Consider the following 19,725-nt stretch of genomic DNA (forward strand, 5'->3'; position numbering starts at 1 on the left):
CACGTTAAGCACTCGTTAAAAACGAGCGCAAGGGTAAAACGCAAGGATATTCTACAAAAAAAGCCCTTCGTAAACACGAAGGGCTCTAATATCTATCAACTTATTTACCGAACCGCTCTTTTAAATAATGACCGGTGTGTGATTTCTTTTCTTTTATGAGGGCTTCGGGTACGCCTTCAAAAACAACTTTACCACCGCGGTCGCCACCTTCGGGGCCGATGTCTATAACCCAGTCGGCACATTTAATAACGTCCATGTTGTGTTCAATAACAATGATGGTATTGCCATGATCAAGCAGCGCATCAAATGATTTCAGCAGCTTTTTAATATCGGCAAAATGCAAACCTGTTGTTGGCTCATCAAAAATGAACAGCGTTTTATGGGTATTATTTCCCTTAACCAGGAAGGATGCCAGCTTAATACGCTGCGCCTCGCCGCCCGAAAGGGTGTTTGACGACTGTCCCAATTGCACATAGCCCAAACCAACCTCAACCAAAGGTTTTATTTTGGCGATGATCTTTGGCTCTTTGGCAAAAAACTCAAGGCCTTCGTCAATGGTCATGTGCAGTACTTCGGCTACATTCTTTTCGTTGTAGGTAACATCAAGGATGTGCTGTTTAAAACGGTTACCGCCGCAGGTTTCGCAGGTCAGGAAAATATCTGCCATAAATTGCATCTCTATTTTCACTTCGCCTTCGCCCTGGCAAACATCACAACGCCCCCCCTCTACGTTAAAAGAAAATGCCGATGGTTTTAAGCCCGCTGCCTTAGCTACCGGCTGCGAAGCATACAGGTTACGAATCTCATCCCAGGCCTTTACATAAGTAACCGGGTTTGAACGCGATGAACGGCCGATAGGATTTTGATCAACCATTTCTACCTGTTCAATTTTAGCGTAATCGCCCTCAATGCTATCATACGAACCTGTTTGCTCGCCCGAGTAATTACCCAGCGTTTTTTGCAGGGCAGGCGCCAGGATACGCTTAACCAAACTTGTTTTCCCGGAGCCGGATACGCCCGTAACCACGGTTAACACACCCAATGGAAATTTAGCATCAACGTGTTGCAGGTTATTCTCGCGACCACCTTTTATTTCAATATAATCGTTCCATTTGCGGCGGGTTGCGGGAATGGCAATTTCTTCCTTACCGCTCAGGTAACGACCTGTTAAACTATTATCGTCTTTTATGATCTCCTCATAAGTACCGGTAAATATCAGCTCGCCGCCATGTGTACCTGCCTCCGGGCCAATATCAATAATGTGGTCGGCAGCTTTCATGATCTCTTCTTCGTGCTCCACTACCAACACCGTATTACCTACGTCGCGCAGCGATTTAAGTACACTGATGAGGCGCTGTGTATCGCGCGGGTGCAGACCAATGCTTGGTTCATCCAGCACGTATACCGAACCCACCAGGCTGCTGCCCAATGAGGTAGCGAGATTAATACGCTGCGATTCGCCGCCCGACAGGGTATTTGATAAACGGTTAAGGGTTAAATAACTTAAGCCAACATCATTTAAAAACACCAGGCGGTTGGTAATTTCCATCAGCAGGCGCTTACCCACTTTCGCATCGGTTTCGTTCAACTGCAATCCCTGGAAAAAATCCAGTGCCTTATCCAGCGGCATCAAAACCACATCGGTAATGGAACGCTCGTTGATTTTTACATAAGATGCATCCATGCGCAGGCGGCTCCCCTTGCACTCAGGACAAGTGGTTTTACCCCTGTAGCGCGATAGCATAACCCTATATTGAATTTTATAGGTTTGCGCTTCCATCTCCTTGAAAAATTCATCAAGTCCGCGGAAATATTTATTGCCGGTCCACAGCAGTTTTTGCTCCTTGGCTGTAAGCTGATTGTACTGGCGATGGATAGGAAAATCAAATTTAAGGGCATTCCTTACCAGGTTATCATTCCATTCGCGCATTTTTTCGCCGCGCCAGGGGGCAATGGCACCTTCGTAAATACTTTTACTTTTATCCGGGATCACCAGATCCTCATCAATACCAATCACCTTGCCGTAGCCCTCGCATTTTTTACAGGCACCGTAAGGATTGTTAAAGCTGAAGAAATTAGGTGTTGGCTCTTCAAACTTAATCCCGTCCAACTCAAAACGATCGCAGAAAAAGCGTTCTTTTTCGCTCTCAGCATCGGGTTCCTGGTAACGTACATAGCAATCGCCTTTGCCTTCAAAAAACGCTGTTTGGATAGAATCGCCTAAACGGCTAACGGTTTCGTCCTCTTCGCTTTTGCTTACCCGGTCAATCACTATTCTAACGCCCGGATACTGGGTAAGTACTGCAGGTTCTTCTGTAGTAGGTTCTTCGCTTTCGGCTTTCAGCTTTTTGCCTTTGACCTTCTTCTCGCCATGCACTTCGGCCACTAACGACGTATTTTCGATGGTTTCATCTTCCAGCAGCGCTTCAATTTTTGAAAGCTTGCCATTAAACTCTACCCTTACAAAACCTTTTTGCATTAACACGGCAAGCTCTTCTTTTAAGCTGCGGTTGTTATGCGGATATAATGGTGCTAATATGGTAACCTGTGTTTCGTTGGGTTGCGACAGGATAAAGTTCACCACATCGGTAACAGAATCTTTTTTAACGATAAGCCCTGATACCGGCGAAATAGTTTTACCAATGCGCGAAAACAGCAGCTTAAGGTAATCGTAAATTTCTGTAGATGTACCTACAGTTGAACGCGGATTGGAGGTAATTACCTTTTGCTCAATAGCTATAGCGGGGGCAATACCTTTAATATAATCAACATCGGGCTTGTTCATACGGCCCAAAAACTGGCGGGCGTATGAGGAAAGGCTTTCTACATAACGGCGCTGACCTTCGGCATAAAGCGTATCAAACGCCAGGGATGATTTGCCCGAACCCGACATGCCTGTTACTACAACCAGCTTGTTTTTAGGGATGGCCACATCCATATTTTTAAGATTATGTACCTTGGCACCCTTTATAATAATATGTTTCTGCGGATCTTTTTCTGCTTCTTTGCTCATTCTTCAAATTAGTTCATGGTTCATGGCTCATTGATCATAGCCATTAGCTAATTAGTTGATACGGCAAAACCTGTACCATGAACTATGATCTATTATCTATGAACTTTTTTGCGAATGCAAAAATCCTAAAATATTTAGCAGTATCCAAATCGGTTTCAATTGTTTACGGCATTTTAAGTATTTATTTAGCCGAGTTTACAGTTTATTGACTTTTAGTAATTTACAGAGCTTTTTCAGATGTACAGGTTGTAACATTTATTTAGGTGCGCATTAAACCTTAGTGTATCCAAATCGTCTAAACCATAAGTATCAAAATAATTAATGGCAAGGCCTTAAATTATCCCAATCAACCTGATAAACAGAAGTAAATAAAAAAATATAATTTGTTTTTTAGCGCAGAAATTGTTTTATTTGAAGTAACGATTTTTCAAACCCCTAAGGAGCATACTATAGAATACACTTTACTTCATACGTTTTTAACTAAAAATTAAGTTTAAGTAGTACTTTCTATGGATTTTCAATTGAAAAGTGATCAGGATCTAATCCATCTATACATTGCCGGTGATGAAGCGGGGCTGGTAGAATTGATCAGACGTTATCAATCTAAAATATACACCTCTATTTATTTACTGGTGAAGGACGAATACCTTGCAGAAGATATTTTTCAGGATACTTTTATAAAAGTGATTAATACCCTAAAAGCCGGAAAATATAACGAAGAAGGTAAGTTTTTGCCTTGGGTAACCCGCATTGCGCATAACCTGGTGATTGATCATTTCCGCCGTGAAAAACGTGCGCCGATGATCAACAATGGCGACGACTTCGATATTTTTGAGGTATTGGGTAATTACGACGAAAGTACCGAGGATAAAATGGTACGCGAGCAAACCCACAAAGATCTTAAATCGCTCATACAGCTTTTACCATCAGAGCAAAAGGAAGTACTTATTATGCGCCACTTTGGTGATATGAGCTTTAAAGAAATTGCCGATATAACCGAGGTAAGCATTAACACCGCCCTTGGCCGTATGCGTTACGCTCTTAACAACCTGCGCAAAATGATGCAAAGCAAAGAAATGAGCCTCAAAAATTAGCTGTTAGCTCACTATTTCATAGGTATTAAATCATTCATATAAGGAAGCAGATTAATTAGTAATTAATCTGCTTCCTTATTAATACGTATTATAAAATAATTATAATCCTTTCATTCAATGACTTAATTGTTAATAATCTGCTGATCAAATAAAAAATTTCATTTAATTTTCATTTAACAAAATATTATCTTTAAGCCACCGTTATAAATCGTATAAAATTTATAGTAAAAAAGCTTATGGATGAAACCTTTACAAAAACGTTAAATGGAATTGCTAATCAAGCTCAGATGAACGAGAATGCCCAAGAAAATCTGGATGCCGACGAAGTGATATTTTACAATTCAATTCGTGCCGATTTGGACCTGTTGAACAGGAAACCCAAATTACAAACCATACACCAGATACTCGATTACTCAAAAAGCTTACGCTAAGCATTTGCCAAACCCACTGGTTCATAGATCATAATTGTTGATACGGTTGGTGCTGATAAAACAGCATAAATCCAAAACCCAATAAATGATTTATGAACCTTTCTATTTTTTATCCGGTTCACTGGTTCATTTGTTCATTGGTGGATAGTTCGATATTTTTACAGCGAATAATTTATGATAATTTTACAGTGGTAAATATGGCTAGTGCGATACTTATCACGCGTACAAATACCAATGAACTGGTGAACTAATGAACCAATGAACTAAAAATGCTAAAAGCCGACCGTTACCGCCATTTTGTTGACTACTTTTCTAAAAACCAACCCAACCCTGTTACCGAACTTCATTATGGCAATCCGTTTGAGTTATTGGTAGCGGTTATCCTATCGGCGCAATGTACAGATAAGCGTATTAACCAGGTTACCCCCAAACTATTTGAACGTTTCCCCACGCCGGAGGCCTTGGCGGCATCTACCCCCGAAGAAGTTTTTACCTACATACGCAGCGTGAGCTATCCTAATAATAAGGCCAAGCATTTAGTAGGTATGGGCAAAATGCTGGTCGAGGTTTTTAACAGCGAGGTACCATCAGGTATAGATAACCTGCAGAAAATGCCGGGTGTTGGCCGTAAAACAGCCAATGTTATAGCCTCGGTAATTTTTGAAGAACCGGCCATGGCGGTAGATACGCATGTATTTAGGGTGGCCAACCGTATAGGGCTCACCAATAATGCCACCACACCACTTGCCGTTGAAAAACAGTTAACCCAGCATATCCCTAAAGAATATATAGGTGTGGCCCATCACTGGCTTATACTGCATGGCCGTTATATATGTGTGGCCCGCAACCCCAAATGCGAAATTTGTCCGCTAACGTGGTTTTGCCGCTATTATGAACGCAATAACACCGAAACGGCGCTGCTAAAGGCCGAAGCCGCCAAAGTTAAAAAAGCCAAAGAGGCCAAAAAGAAAACCGCGCTTAATAAGATCAGCAAAGAGCTGAAGAAACGCAGTGCGGGGAACAGTGAGGAGTGATTTGTCATTCTGAGGCACGAAGAATCTAATCACCGACATTCGCAGCGTACAATAGATTCTTCACTACGTTCAGCATGACATTTATAATAAAAAATAAATTACTAAAAAAATTAGTATTATTAAATAAAACATTTATATTTGTTGAACATAACAAGAAGATGAGCACAGATAAAAACAATTCAGATAAATTAAAAGCGCTGCAGCTTACATTAGATAAGCTTGAAAAATCATACGGAAAAGGCACCATTATGAAACTGGGCGATTCTGTTATTGAAGCTACTGAAGTAATATCAACCGGATCATTAGGGTTGGATATTGCATTAGGTGTAGGCGGTTTACCAAAAGGCAGGGTTATTGAAATATATGGCCCGGAATCATCAGGTAAAACCACTTTAGCTATCCATGCCATTGCCGAATCGCAAAAAAAAGGTGGTATAGCTGCCTTTATTGATGCGGAGCACGCTTTTGATCGTTTTTATGCTAAAAAATTAGGCGTTGATGTAGAGAACCTACTGATCTCCCAACCCGATAACGGTGAGCAGGCTTTGGAAATTGCCGATAATCTTATCCGTTCGGGTGCAATTGATATCCTTGTTATTGACTCTGTTGCTGCCTTAGTACCCAAAGCCGAAATTGAAGGTGAAATGGGCGACTCAAAAATGGGTTTACATGCACGTTTAATGTCGCAGGCTTTACGTAAGTTAACCGGTACCATCAGCAAAACCGGATGCTGCTGTATTTTCATTAACCAGCTGCGCGATAAAATTGGTGTAATGTTCGGTAATCCCGAAACTACTACCGGTGGTAACGCCCTTAAATTTTACGCTTCGGTACGTTTAGATGTACGCCGTATATCACAAATTAAAGATACCGACGAGGTTTCAGGTAACCGTGTTAAGGTAAAAATTGTTAAAAATAAAGTTGCACCGCCGTTCCGTATTGCCGAGTTTGATATTATGTTTGGCGAAGGCATTTCCAAAGCTGGTGAGATCATTGACCTGGGTGTTGAATACAACATCATTAAAAAAGCAGGCTCATGGTTTAGCTATGGCGAAACCCGCTTAGGCCAGGGTCGTGATGCGGTTAAACAATTAATATTGGATAACCCCGAATTAATGGAAGAACTGGAAGTCAAGATCAAAGCAACCGTAACCGGCGATCATTTAGCCGAAGTATAATTTTGATTTCGGATATCGGAAGTTTAATTTCGGATTTATAATATAAAGACAAACGGCCCTCCACTTGGAGGGCTGTTTGTTTTTAATAGTTTTTTTGGCAAAATTGGATACGCAAAAGGACTGATATATGGATTGTAAAACCTCACTACTTTGTCATTGCGAGCGTAGCGTGGCAATCTCATCATACGCTCTCCCCAAAGTGTACCAACCATCCTATAGGATTGCCACGCTACGCTCGCAATTGACAAAGCGGCAAAACATAAGATCCGTTACCGCCTATCCTCATCACAGCGTAATAAATCACTAAACCACCAATTCGCTAACTCACTAATTAATACCTTAGCTATTGGATGAAAAAACTGGTTGTATTGGTGTTATTCGGGTTGATTAGCCAGCTTTTGGCTTGCAAATCCGATAGCGCCGATTCACATAAAACAGTGTTTAATATTAATCTCGAAGAGGGACTCACTTCACTTGATCCGGCGTTTTGCCGCAACCACTATACTATTTGGATGGATAACCAGATCTTCAACGGTCTGGTACAAATAAACGACAGCCTGAAAGTTACACCCTGCATAGCCAAAAGCTGGGAGGTATCTTCCGATGGCTTGCTGTATACATTCCACCTACGCAATGATGTTTATTTTCATAACGATCCACATTTCAGGAATGGGATCGGCCGCAAAGCCACAGCTGCAGATTTTGCCTATAGTTTCGGGCGTTTAATTGATCCCAAAGTTGCTTCCTCGGGTTCATGGATCTTTAGCGATAAAGTACAGGATAAGTCGGCCTTTCAAGCCCCAAACGATAGCACCTTTGTTATCAAATTAAAACAGCCCTTTGCCCCTTTTTTAAGTATGCTTACCGCGCAATATTGCTCGGTAGTTCCCAGGGAAGTTGTTGAGTTTTACGGCAAGGATTTCAGGAGCCATCCAATTGGCACCGGTCCATTCAGGTTTAAATACTGGAAGGAAGGTGAAGTGCTGGTGCTGCTCAAAAATGAAAAATATTGGGAGGCTGATAACAAGGGACAACATCTCCCCTACCTTGATGCTGTTAAAGCCACTTTTATTGCCGATAAACAAACCTCCTTTTTAGAATTTGTAAGAAAAAAGATCGACTTCCTGAATGACATTGACGGCAGCTATCGCGATGATATACTCACCAAAGCAGGTAAAGTAACGCAAAAGTATAAAGGCCGGTTTATTTTAAACACTGCACCCTACCTCAATACCATGTACCTGGGTATATTGGTAGATAGTAACCTATCCATCGTAAAAAAATCTCCGCTTAAGATTTTGAAGGTAAGGCAGGCCATAAACTACGCTATCGACAGGCAAAAAATGATCAAATACCTGCGCAACAGCATGGGAACACCGGGTTACGCGGGCTTTATTCCCGAGGGTATGCCTGGCTTTGGAAAAGATGTAAAAGGATATACTTATGATCCAGACAAAGCCCGCCGCTTGCTGGCCGAGGCCGGATTTCCGGATGGCAAACATTTGCCGGAAATTTCACTGGCAACTACAGTTGGCTATCGTAGCCTCATTGAATATGTACAGGGGCAACTGGACAGAATTGGAATTAAAACCAGTGTGGAAATTACCCAGGGTGCCAGTTTACGTGAGCTGGTATCAAAAAACGGCATCAACTTTTTTTACGGCCAATGGATAGCCGATTACCCCGATGGTGAAAACTACCTGTCGGTTTTTTACTCAAAAAACAAAATACCTTACGGGCCAAATTACACCGGCTTCAACAATAAACAGTTTGATGCATTGTTTGAGCAAACCTACCAGGTAAAAAATGATACCGAACGCTACGCACTGTATCGCCGAATGGATAACCTGGTAATGGAACAATCGCCGGTTGTGGTGCTATATTACGATAAGCTGGTGAACATTTACCAGAACAATATCTCGGGCTTTAGCTTAAACGGACAAAATTTACTGGTGCTTAAACGGGTTGTTAAAACACAGTAAAAGAAATTACGAGATCAGAGACTGTAGAATTTTTCTGAGGAGATATCCATTTCGGCCAGCTTATCTCCGCCGTCGGCAATAAGGAGATCTATCTGTTTATGCAGATCGGGATTTTGTTTCCAAAAGTTAATATCAATTGCTAATACCGCAGCCAGCAGATCACCTTCGTACAACTCCCCTTCTACAAATAAATTGTCTTGAAGTTTTTCAATAGTCAGTGGAACAAGGTAATTCAAACCAAATCGCTGCCCCACCATTAGCCTTAAATCTTCAATGGTGTATTCAACAAGTGAAATTTTTATCAACTCTCGGCAACGCTTCACTAAGCGAGTGGGCGGCTCATCCAAAGTATCTGGATATGTTTTCTCTAAATTAAAAAGAGATTTATATTTCCAGTTGTTTTCGGGTTTCACGCTTGATGCTCTTTACAATCAATCAAAGAAAAACCTTACTTACCGCCGGTTTTAACGTACATGTAAATAATGCCACCAACAACGGTTACGGCTAATACAATAAGGCCGGTTACGCCTTTTTTCTTATCCTGGCGCATAAGCCAAACTAAAAAAACAACCAGTGGCAGTACAAATACCGCCCAGAATATTAATGATGGAATGTTCATCTTTTTAATTAGTGAATTACTGAGTTTGTGAATTAGCGATTATTTAATAGTTATGAATGTTTTTGAATTGCAAAGTTAATAATAGCTGTCTTTTCTTACTCACTAAATCACAAACTCAACCATTCCCTAATTAAAATATCATCCTCGCCAGCGGTGCAATTTCCTGTCCGGCAAAATCTCCGTTTAAATATTTATAATGACCGGCAATGGCAATCATCGCGGCGTTATCTGTACAATACTCCATTTTAGGGATAAAGCTTTCCCAGCCTTTTTCCATACAAAGAGCCTGCAAGCCTAAGCGTAAACCCGTATTGGCCGATACACCGCCTGCCAATGCAATTTGCTTTATACCGTTTGCTTCGGCGGCTTTTTGCAGTTTATTTAGCAGTATGGTAACTATCCGTTTTTCTACAGATGCACAAATATCGGGTAAATTTTCGCTTATAAAATCGGGGTTCTTAGCTACGTTATCGCGGATGAAATACAGGATAGATGTTTTCAGGCCGCTAAAGCTAAAGTCAAGGCCGGGAATTTGCGGCTCGGGAAACTTGTAAGCATCGGCATTACCCAGGCGCGCGTATTTATCAATGAGCGGTCCGCCGGGATACGGAAGACCCAAAATTTTACTGGTTTTATCCATTGCCTCGCCGGCGGCATCATCAATGGTTTGGCCAATAACCTCCATATCAAAATAATCCTTCACCAGCACAATTTGCGTATGCCCGCCAGATACGGTAAGGCACAAAAACGGAAATACAGGTTTATGATCGCCAATAAAATGCGCCAGAATATGCGCCTGCATGTGGTTAATATCAATAAGCGGCAGCTTTTGGGCCAGCGCAAAAGCCTTAGCGAACGATACCCCAACTAATAAAGAGCCTAAAAGGCCGGGCCCGCGCGTAAAAGCTACTGCATCAATATCATTTTTGTTTACTTTTGCGTTCAATAGTGCTTGTTGAACGGCAGGAACAATATTTTGCTGATGAACCCTTGAGGCAAGCTCAGGGACAACGCCTCCATATGCTTCGTGAATGGTTTGATTTGCAATAACATTGCTCAATATCTGGCCATCAACACAAACAGATGCTGAGGTTTCATCACATGAAGATTCAATTCCTAAAATTACAGGCACGTTTTACAAGTCAAAAATCAAAAGTTAAAAGTCAAAAACTGACCCTAACTTTTTAAATGTTATAAATAAATTCATAAAGTAAAACCTTTATGGCTTTTTTGAATTTTTACTTTTGAATTTTTAATTAAACACAAAGTTATTAAAAAAGTACTCAATATAGCGTTAAGCATAGTGTTGTTCATTTTATTGACACTAAGCATACTTTTATTGGTGTTTCAATTTAAACCTGTACAAACATGGGTTGCAAAAAAAGCAACCAAATATTTGTCGGACGAGTTGCACACTACAGTGGCTATAAAAGCCTTGTACATAAGGCCATTCACATCTGTAGTGATTGAGGGCCTTTACGTGCTCGATAAAAAACAGGATACCCTGCTTAATGTACCAAAGCTGGCGGTAGATATTAAAGACTTCACCATATTTAGCAGCATCAAACAAAAGGTGCTGAATTTTGAGCAGATTGAATTGGATAACGGCTCCTTTTACCTCAAAAAGCAAAAGGACAGCACCACCAACCTTAAATTCATATTAGATTATTTTAACTCGGGCGATACCTCCAAAAGCACCAGCAAACCCTGGACGCTTAATTTCGACCGGATAGCTATTAACAATTTTCATTTCAGGTATAAAAACCAATTGATTGACACCGTTGAAAATAAAGTAAACTTTAACGACATTGATGTAAGCCATTTTAGTACAGTAGTTACCGGGATGGACATTAAAAACCACCTGTTTAAAGGAAACATCCAAAACCTTACCTTAAAGGAAAAAAGCGGTTTTTACGTAAAAAACTTTAGTTCAAATGCTACCATTGATACCAATATGGTGTTGCTCAAAAAGCTTACCATTAAAACCAACCATTCCGATTTAAAAGATTATTTTAAAATGCGTTTTAAATCGTTCAACGATTTCGACGATTTTGAGAATAAGGTTACTATGGATGCCGATTTTAAATCGTCGCGCATATCATCTTCAGACATTGCTTATTTTACCAGCGGACTGGAAAAAGTAAGTTTTGACCTGGGTGTTGAAGGCCGGGTTAAGGGGATGGTAAATAACCTTAAAGCCAAAGGCGTAACTATAACCGGCGGACAGGCTACTTACATTAAAGGTGATTTTAATTTACGTGGATTACCGGATTGGGACAATACCTTCCTCGAGCTGAAATTTGATCAGGTGGCATCTAACAAAAAAGACCTGGATTACCTCATTAGTCATTTCTCGGGCAAGCCAACACAAAAGGTACCAGACATAATAGGCAAATTCGGCAATATTAATTTTAGCGGGAGGTTTACCGGCTTACAGAATGATTTTGTGGCTTATGGGGTATTTAAAACAGGATTAGGTCGCTTTGACTCGGATATAAACCTGAAGATAGATAAAAAAGGAATCCCGAGTTACAGCGGCAAATTGGATGCCTTTAACTTTAATTTGGGCTCCCTGCTTGATGAAAGCACGCTTGGACGCACCACCTTTACGTCAGACATAAAAGGCAGCGGCGATGCGCTTAAAAACCTTACCGAAAAAGTAAATGCCCGCATTAACTACATCGATTTTAAGGGTTACACTTATAATAAACTTACTGTTAACGGTACCTTTATCAAGAAACTGGCCAACGGGCACATCACCATTAATGACAAAAATATCAAGCTCGATTTAAGGGGCTCGGTAAATCTAGCCCCAACCCTGCCAGTGTATAACCTTGCTGCCACCATTCAGGATGCAAGGCTTAATAAGCTTAAACTAATAAAAGATACCATAACCATAAGCACGCAGTTAAAAACCGCTTTCTCGGGCAATAGCCTGGCAAATATACAGGGCAACATACTGCTCTCGCCTGCAAGGGTTGTTGATCCACGTAATAATTACCTGGTAGATTCGCTTTATCTTTCATCAAGCGGCGAAGGTAACAGCCGGGAAATCGCTTTAAAGTCGGATTTTGCTGATGCCAATATCAAGGGTACCTTTGATCTGGCTACGCTGCCATCATACTTTAAAACTATTGTTAAAAAGTATATCCCATCTATAAAAACCACTATTGTACAACCGAAGCCTGAGCAGTTTGATTTTAACCTTACACTTAAAAACCTCGATCCGCTTACGGCTATATTTATGCCTAAGCTAAAAATACCCGATCGCGGTACGTTTACAGGGCAGTTTAACTCTACTGATAAAACGGCTACCCTATCCGGCTACATAAAAACTATAAAATTTGGAAAGATCATTTTCCATGATTTTATTATTGATGAAACCACATCAGACAATCTGTTGGGCCTCAACTTATCGTTAAGCCGGGTTGACCTTACCGACAGTTTGTTTATAAAGGACATTAACATAACCAATTTCCTGAAACATGATAGCCTGAATTTTAACGTTAAACTATCTGACAAGAACGCGGTTAACCAGCTGGATTTGTACGGATTGGTGGAGTTTGGGCGCGATACCACCGCCAAGTTAAAACTGCTGCCTTCTGATGTGATCCTTGAAAAAGAAAAATGGAAGATCCAGGACCAGGTACGCATTCGCCTGCTGGATGGTAAAACCCAGGTATCTGGCTTTGAGCTATCAAACGGAGCACAAAAAGTGCGTATAAACGGTTTTATATCCGATAACCCGGCCGATGAGCTTAAACTTTCGTTTGAGAAATTTAACATGCGTACGCTTAACCAACTTACCAAAACATCGGGCATATATTTAAAGGGTTATTTAAATGGCGATGTTAAAATGACGGGGATCACCAAATCACCAGGCGTAAGCGCCAACCTGGGGATAGATTCGCTTACAATGAATAAAACGTTGGTGGGCGATGTAAAAATAGTATCAACCCTGGGTAACGACCGTAAGCAGGCCGATATGAAACTGAACATCGTAAACCGCGGACTGGAAACCATGAACATTGCGGGCATTTATGCTTTTACCGAGGATAATCTTGACTTTGATGTTAAAATGAACCAAACCGAGGCCATTATTTTTGAACCATTTATAAAAGACCTGGTATCCAACATCAAGGGCAATATTTCTACTAACTTAAAACTTACGGGTAAGCCCTCAAAACCGCAGCTTAACGGTGATATTACCCTTGTGAACACCGGTGTTACCGTAAACTACTTGCAAACACCTTATACCGTTAACAGTAAGCTAAATGTTGATAACAGCGTTGTTAAAATTGACAACATGATACTGAAGGATAGCCATGGCGGCACGGGCACAACCAATGGTACAGTAGATCTTAACAATCCATCTAACCCGAATATACAGGTTGTGCTGGATGCAAGAAACCTGCTTGCACTTAACACCACGTTTAAGAACAACCATATTTACTATGGCACAGCTTACGGTACAGGCAAGTTTAGCTTTAAAGGCCCTGTTGATAACATGAAAATTGATATTAAAGCCAATACGGAAGCAGGTACCGTATTCAATATCCCTTTAAATACTTCATCGACAGCGAGCGAGTATGACTTTATAAAATTTGTAAGCCATAGTGATACAGCAAAAGTGGTTGATAAAACACGTGCATTTAACGGTGTTACCCTGAATTTTGACCTTACGGCCGATGAAAAAACTGTGGTGAAAATTGCTACCGACTATGGCCAGCTGGAAGGAAGCGGCGTGGCAAACAATTTAAAACTTAACATCAACAGCCTTGGCGATTTTGAAATGTTTGGCGACTTTTTGATAACTACGGGTAAGTTTGAGTTTACGGCTAAAAACTTTATCAGCAAAAACTTTACGGTGAGCCAGGGAGGTACCATCCGCTGGACGGGCAACCCCGCCAATGCCGAAATAAACCTTAAAGCGCTTTATGAGGTGCGTACCAGCAAGGCCCCGCTTTATACAGCGGCGGGCTTACAAACGCCAACATCGGCACAACAAACGCTGGTACAGGCGCAACTGATTCTTACCAAATCGCTATTGCAACCAAATATCGATTTCGACTTTAACTTCCCTACCGATCCATCGGTGAAGGATGATTTGGCTACGTACCTGGCCGATAACAATAACCGCAGCCAGCAGGCCATCAGTATTATTGTACGCCGAAGCTTTTCATCAAACAACAACAATAACTTAACCAACCAGGTGGTTGGCGTAGCCGGCGAGGCGGTAAGCGAATTTGCTTTTAACAAACTCAACAGCCTGATATCTCAATCGAACATTAAAAACTTCGATTTAAACATCAGGTCGTTTAATGAGGCCAGCGCATCGCTAAGGTTTTTTAACAGCAGGTTATCTTTTAACGGAAGTTTGTTCACCAACACCGGCTCAAACGACTTATTTAACAACAACACCAGCTTGTTCAACCAAAAGTTTAACGCACTTACCAAGGATTTTGAAGCACTGTACCAGATAAGGAAAGATGGTAACTTAACCGCAAGATACTCTTACCGGCTTTTAAACAATACCACGCTCAACACCCTAAGCAATCAACTGGATTACCAGTACGTTAATGGTTTGGGTTTGGTTTACCAGCGCGATTTTGACACCTTCGGTGAGTTCATCCGCAGTTTATTCAGGAAAGCCCGTAAAACTACTACCCCGGTAACGCCACTGCCGGCAACATCAACACCTAATAATACGCCCGCAATTAAAAACGATGATGAGGATTAGGGTTTAGATGTGCAGATGTTAGATGTGCAGATTTCAAATTCCAGATGTGCAGATGATTTTGTCTGAACGAGGATTTTTGGGATTAAAAGATTACCATTATTTCATAAAAAAAGGAGATGAAAATTGATCCGAAAATCAATCATTATCTCCTTTTTTATCTGCAAATCTGGAATTTGAAATCTGCACATCCGAGGTTTATCTGCACATTTGAAATCTATAATCTGAACATCCAAAGTTCATCTGCACATCTGGAATCTGCACACTTGCACATCAAAAAGACTTAATGATCGCGCATAATGGCATGATCCATTTTATCTCTTTTGGTGCGCAGGTATACTTCGTTATGTGGGTTTGATGCAATTTCGATGGGTACGTTCTCTACCACTTCTAAGCCGTAACCAATAAGGCCTGCGCGTTTTTTAGGATTGTTGCTCATCAACCGCATTTTTGAAATGCCCAGGCTACGCAATATCTGCGCGCCGATACCATAGTCGCGCTGATCCATTTTAAAGCCAAGTTTTACGTTTGCTTCAACAGTATCGTAACCGTTTTCCTGTAGGTGGTAAGCTTTAAGTTTGTTGATAAGACCAATACCCCGGCCCTCCTGGTTCATGTAAACCACAACACCTTTACCTTCTTTACTTATCATCTCCATGGCCTTATGCAGCTGTGGGCCACAATCGCAGCGACATGAGCCAAATATATCACCGGTAACGCATGAACTATGCACCCTTACCAAAATTGGCTCACCGGGCTCCCAAGTACCTTTCACAAGGGCAAGGTGATTCTCGCCGGTGTCTACCTGGGTATAAGCCACCATTTCAAAATCGCCCCATTCGGTTGGCATTTTCACTGACACCTCTTTTTTAACCAGCGATTCGGTATCCAACCGGTAAGTTATAAGGTCTTTTATAGATATTATTTTAAGATCAAACTCCTTAGCCATCACCAGCAAATCGGGCAGACGGGCCATATCACCATCCTCTTTCATGATTTCGCATATTACGCCTGCAGGTTCAAACCCGGCCAATACAGCAAGGTCAATAGCGGCCTCGGTATGGCCGGTTCTGCGCAGTACGCCGCCATCTTTTGCTATAAGCGGGAAAATATGCCCTGGTCTTCCTAAATCTTCGGGACGGGTTGCGGGGTCTATCAAAGCCAAAGTGGTTTTTGACCTGTCGGTGGCCGAGATTCCGGTTGTACAGCCATGACCCAACAAATCAACAGAAACCGTAAAATTAGTTTCATGCGATGTGGTATTATGGCTCACCATCGGCTCAAGATTAAGCTCGCGGGCCCTATCTTTTGTAATAGGCGCGCAAACCAAACCACGACCATAACGTACCATAAAGTTGATCGCTTCGGGCGTTGCATTACGGGCGGCAGTTAAAAAATCGCCTTCATTTTCGCGGTCTTCATCATCAACTACGATGATCATTTTACCGGCTTTTATATCGTCAATTGCTTCTTGTATCGTATTTAACATTGTATAGGTATTACGGATGACACCTGTTAAAGGGTGCCATGCAGTATAAATTTTCACCCAAATTTAAAATATATAAAACTGATTCTGGTCGGCACTGTGTAAAATAGCTGGATGGGAAAATCTTGCTATGCCTCTTTGCGTTTAAAAATTTTATTGAACACTCGTTTGTATGCTTCCATATCAAACAAAGCCGAATCTGTAGCGGCCTTGTACGAAAGGAACAAGCCAATGGGCGTTAGCACGATGATGGCCACCCACATGCCAAAAAAGGTAGATACGTTGCCTGCCCTTACAGACTTTTCGCCAATGGTGGAGATGATGTAATAGATGAGGAAAAAGACAACCGATATTACCACCGGCAAGCCTAAGCCTCCCTTGCGGATGATGGCCCCGAGCGGCGCGCCAATCAAAAACAGGGCTATACAAGCAGCAGAAAGAGTATATTTTTTTTGCACTTCAGACGCATACCTGCGAATGGTCATCGCATCGGCTTCATATCTTTCTGAACGGTTTTTCAATATATCTTTAACTGAACGAACTTCGGACGAAGCATTTGACAACGCCATCAGTTGATTTGTAGGCGTCATACTTTTTAGTACATCCTTATCTGCAGCAATAAATTTTTTGAATTTTGGTTTTGCCGGAAGCGAAAAATATTTGATATAAGGCGAAATAAGCCTAAAGTTCAACGCCACATTAGAATCTACCTGCTTTTGCGATGAATCAACAAAAAACTTAAGCTGCTTTAAGTTCATCATTTGCGATGCCTGCTTAAATTCATTTTCATCGGTACGGGCAAGTTTAAAGCTCGAAAGATCAAACCGTTGCTCGCGCTCAGCAAACCGGAAACGCATTAAACGCTGCTGCAGGTTATAGGACGCATTATCGGCAGGAGGCTCCTCGTACCTTACGCCGTTTTTAAGTTTTAAGACCAGCATTTTATCGCCCATGGTGCGGTACATAATGCCTTCTTTTGCCCAGGTTACGGTAGTATTATTCCCCGCAGGGTTTTTTTCGTAAATAACGATATCATAAAGCCTTTGCCCATCCGGGTCTTTACGGTTTACACGGATAACATAGTTAGGAAAATTGGTACTGAAGATCTTCTCGGGCAGTAAATCGGCCGATTTTTGTTTACGGGCATCATATAGCAGTGAAAAGTATTTAAGGTTGGCCACCGGCAACATATAATCTGAGAAAAAGAAAGCGGCAGTAGCCAGTACAGATACGATAACGATCATAGGGTACATAGCCCTGCGCAGGGAAATACCGGCCGCCTTAATAGCCACCAGCTCATAATTTTCGCCAAGGGCGCCGTACGTCATGATGGTGGAGAGCAGTACCGAAAGCGGCAGTGCCATAGCCACGTTGGTGGCCGAGTTGTACATCATCAGCTCAAGAATGGTGTACCAGGCAAAGCCTTTGCCAATAAGATCGTCAATGTATTTAAACAAAAACAACATCAACAGCACAAACATTACGATGAACAGCGTAACTGCAAAAGGCCTTATAAATGATTTAAGCAGTAAAAGATGGATCTTCTTCATCAGCGCAGTTTGTACATTAAAGGGTACGGAACTTTGATTTTTGGTCCGTTAATTTTCATTAACGCAAAAATACAGTTCCACAATACAAAATTAGCTAAAATTAAATTCCCTTAGGCGCCTAATACACTTATGAGATACTCAATCTGGTTATCCCAAATGAGCCTGCGCTCGGCAATAAGATCTTCGGTTGCAAAATCGGTGATGCTTAGTGCAACATCATTGGTAAGCTCGTCCTGCAGAATTTCCATCTCAAAATAGGTCTGCGGCTCATCGTCAACCCACTTAAAACGTACCAGTTTGTTTTCTTTTACGGTAACAAGCTTGGCTTTTTGCGGTTCATCATCCCAGGTAAAAGTATAAATCTGATCCCTAATGCTTACATCATCGGCAAACCACTGAGCTAAGCCATTAGGCTCATTTAAAAAGGTATACAGTATTCTTGGAGATGATTTTATCTCGTACTCAATGGTAAATTTCTTTTTTTCGGACATTGGGGTTTATACTTGAAAACGGGGTTAAGCCGTAAATGTTAACATTTTTTCTAAAGAAAACGAATTTCTGCTATATTTGCAAACCTTTTTAGGAAAGGCCACGGTTTTAAAGCATGGCCGCTCTTTTAATAACCATACTAAAAGAGTAATAATAAATAAAAACGGCGGGGTAGCTCAGATGGTTAGAGCGTAGGATTCATAACCCTAAGGTCGGCAGTTCGATCCTGCTCCCCGCTACTTTTCAGATAAAAAGCCTTGAAGTTCGAACTTCTCTATTGAGAATCAATAACTTACAAGGCTTTTTCATTTTCTAACAAGGCTTATTGATTCAATGGGTATTCAAGTAAAAAACTGATAATCAACTTCTTAGTTGTTCGATCCTGCTCCGGTTACCCAAGCAAGTTCAAAACCAAAACAACTTACTACAAACCAGACAGTTACAAGTTCGAACTTTTTTAGCGATTATAAATGCTATTATAATTCAAAAAAGCAAGTCAGTATCTTAGTTAGGGTTATTTACATAGTGCGACATTTCTACTTAAAGGTTCTTTTCCTTTTATATCTTTAATTTGAATTGTATCATTATATTGTTTAGACCACTAATTATGAATGGTAAATAAGTTTCATAGCCAATCCATACTGCTTTATATCAAAATCGGTTCCATTAAAAGTGAGATTTGCCGGAGAAATTAGCCCTATTAATCTCCGCTGGTCTTTTGTGTTTGCCATCTTAAAAAAATCATATAGTCTCAATATTGAGCTCCCTTGATTATGTACAGATACTCCGAATTTCTCTACGTAATCTGGGTTATTATCCACAATTTCCTGTAGCGCTTGTAGTTTCGTTATATAATCTGTTTTGATAGTTTCGAACTCGTTCAAGCTTAAGTTTTGACTTAACAAAAGTTCACGAGCGCGATTAAACCTGGAATGTTCTATATTCAATTGCTTAATTGCAGTAGACCGTTTCTCTATTTTTAAGCACATTTTGATTTCATAACATTCTTTAAGTATTGTGGAGATTCCGCTCAAACTGACCACCCCATTCCGGTTTAAAGTGACCACCCGTTCCGGGTTCAAACTGACCACCCCATTCCGGAGCAAACTGAC

The 19,725-nt window shown here is 41.1% G+C and carries 13 protein-coding genes and 1 tRNA gene; 7 read left to right on the forward strand and 7 right to left on the reverse strand.

The features are described from left to right. Positions 1–100: 100 nt before the first annotated feature. Positions 101–3,013 (reverse strand): excinuclease ABC subunit UvrA, encoded by a 2,913-nt coding sequence (gene uvrA / locus BLS59_RS26045; RefSeq protein ID WP_091154843.1) that lies wholly within the window; start codon positions 3,011–3,013, stop codon positions 101–103. 509 nt (positions 3,014–3,522) lie between these two features. Between uvrA and BLS59_RS26050 the strand changes: the two genes are divergently transcribed. The 5 genes from BLS59_RS26050 to BLS59_RS26070 all read left to right on the forward strand — a co-directional run bounded on the left by BLS59_RS26050 (position 3,523) and on the right by BLS59_RS26070 (position 8,732). Next, on the forward strand, positions 3,523–4,107 hold the full coding sequence (locus BLS59_RS26050; protein ID WP_091154847.1) for an RNA polymerase sigma factor: 585 nt from the start codon (positions 3,523–3,525) through the stop codon (positions 4,105–4,107). Positions 4,108–4,343: 236 nt separating this feature from the next. Next, positions 4,344–4,538 (forward strand): hypothetical protein, encoded by a 195-nt coding sequence (locus tag BLS59_RS26055; protein ID WP_091154850.1) that lies wholly within the window; start codon positions 4,344–4,346, stop codon positions 4,536–4,538. Positions 4,539–4,807: 269 nt separating this feature from the next. After that, positions 4,808–5,572 (forward strand): endonuclease III, encoded by a 765-nt coding sequence (gene nth, locus BLS59_RS26060; protein ID WP_091154853.1) that lies wholly within the window; start codon positions 4,808–4,810, stop codon positions 5,570–5,572. 158 nt (positions 5,573–5,730) lie between these two features. Then, a complete protein-coding gene (gene recA, locus BLS59_RS26065; protein ID WP_091154910.1) occupies positions 5,731–6,750 on the forward strand; it encodes a recombinase RecA in 1,020 nt (339 codons plus the stop codon). A gap of 350 nt (positions 6,751–7,100) precedes the next feature. Beyond that, a complete protein-coding gene (locus BLS59_RS26070) occupies positions 7,101–8,732 on the forward strand; it encodes an ABC transporter substrate-binding protein (RefSeq protein ID WP_091154855.1) in 1,632 nt (543 codons plus the stop codon). A 14-nt stretch (positions 8,733–8,746) separates the two neighbouring features. Here the strand turns inward: BLS59_RS26070 and BLS59_RS26075 are convergent, their stop codons facing one another. From BLS59_RS26075 to tsaD, 3 genes are all read right to left on the reverse strand, one after another. Continuing rightward, positions 8,747–9,145, reverse strand: a complete 399-nt coding sequence (locus BLS59_RS26075; RefSeq protein ID WP_091154858.1) for a contact-dependent growth inhibition system immunity protein — start codon at positions 9,143–9,145, stop codon at positions 8,747–8,749. A gap of 35 nt (positions 9,146–9,180) precedes the next feature. Next, positions 9,181–9,351, reverse strand: coding sequence for a hypothetical protein (locus BLS59_RS31845; protein ID WP_162842778.1), 171 nt, complete (start codon positions 9,349–9,351; stop codon positions 9,181–9,183). A 130-nt stretch (positions 9,352–9,481) separates the two neighbouring features. Further along, positions 9,482–10,483, reverse strand: a complete 1,002-nt coding sequence (gene tsaD / locus BLS59_RS26080; protein ID WP_091154861.1) for a tRNA (adenosine(37)-N6)-threonylcarbamoyltransferase complex transferase subunit TsaD — start codon at positions 10,481–10,483, stop codon at positions 9,482–9,484. Positions 10,484–10,654: 171 nt separating this feature from the next. On the opposite strand from tsaD, the gene BLS59_RS26085 reads away from it, so the two are divergent. After that, positions 10,655–15,091: a translocation/assembly module TamB domain-containing protein gene (locus tag BLS59_RS26085; protein WP_449406546.1), complete on the forward strand. Its 4,437-nt coding sequence runs from the start codon at positions 10,655–10,657 to the stop codon at positions 15,089–15,091. A gap of 280 nt (positions 15,092–15,371) precedes the next feature. Here BLS59_RS26085 and BLS59_RS26090 read toward each other — a convergent pair whose 3' ends face one another. The 3 genes from BLS59_RS26090 to BLS59_RS26100 form a co-directional block, all read right to left on the reverse strand. After that, positions 15,372–16,577 (reverse strand): bifunctional 3,4-dihydroxy-2-butanone-4-phosphate synthase/GTP cyclohydrolase II, encoded by a 1,206-nt coding sequence (locus BLS59_RS26090; RefSeq protein ID WP_091154867.1) that lies wholly within the window; start codon positions 16,575–16,577, stop codon positions 15,372–15,374. A gap of 125 nt (positions 16,578–16,702) precedes the next feature. Continuing rightward, positions 16,703–18,124 carry an LptF/LptG family permease gene (locus tag BLS59_RS26095; RefSeq protein ID WP_091154870.1) on the reverse strand — a complete coding sequence of 474 codons (1,422 nt, stop codon included), beginning with the start codon at positions 18,122–18,124 and terminating at the stop codon, positions 16,703–16,705. A 110-nt stretch (positions 18,125–18,234) separates the two neighbouring features. After that, positions 18,235–18,615: an START-like domain-containing protein gene (locus tag BLS59_RS26100; RefSeq protein ID WP_091154873.1), complete on the reverse strand. Its 381-nt coding sequence runs from the start codon at positions 18,613–18,615 to the stop codon at positions 18,235–18,237. A 163-nt stretch (positions 18,616–18,778) separates the two neighbouring features. On the opposite strand from BLS59_RS26100, the gene BLS59_RS26105 reads away from it, so the two are divergent. Beyond that, positions 18,779–18,852: transfer RNA gene (locus tag BLS59_RS26105), tRNA-Met, on the forward strand. Positions 18,853–19,725 lie beyond the last annotated feature (873 nt).

Origin of the sequence: Mucilaginibacter pineti (genome assembly GCF_900101875.1) — a bacterium.
In the GTDB taxonomy this organism is placed as follows: Bacteria; Bacteroidota; Bacteroidia; order Sphingobacteriales; family Sphingobacteriaceae; genus Mucilaginibacter; species Mucilaginibacter pineti.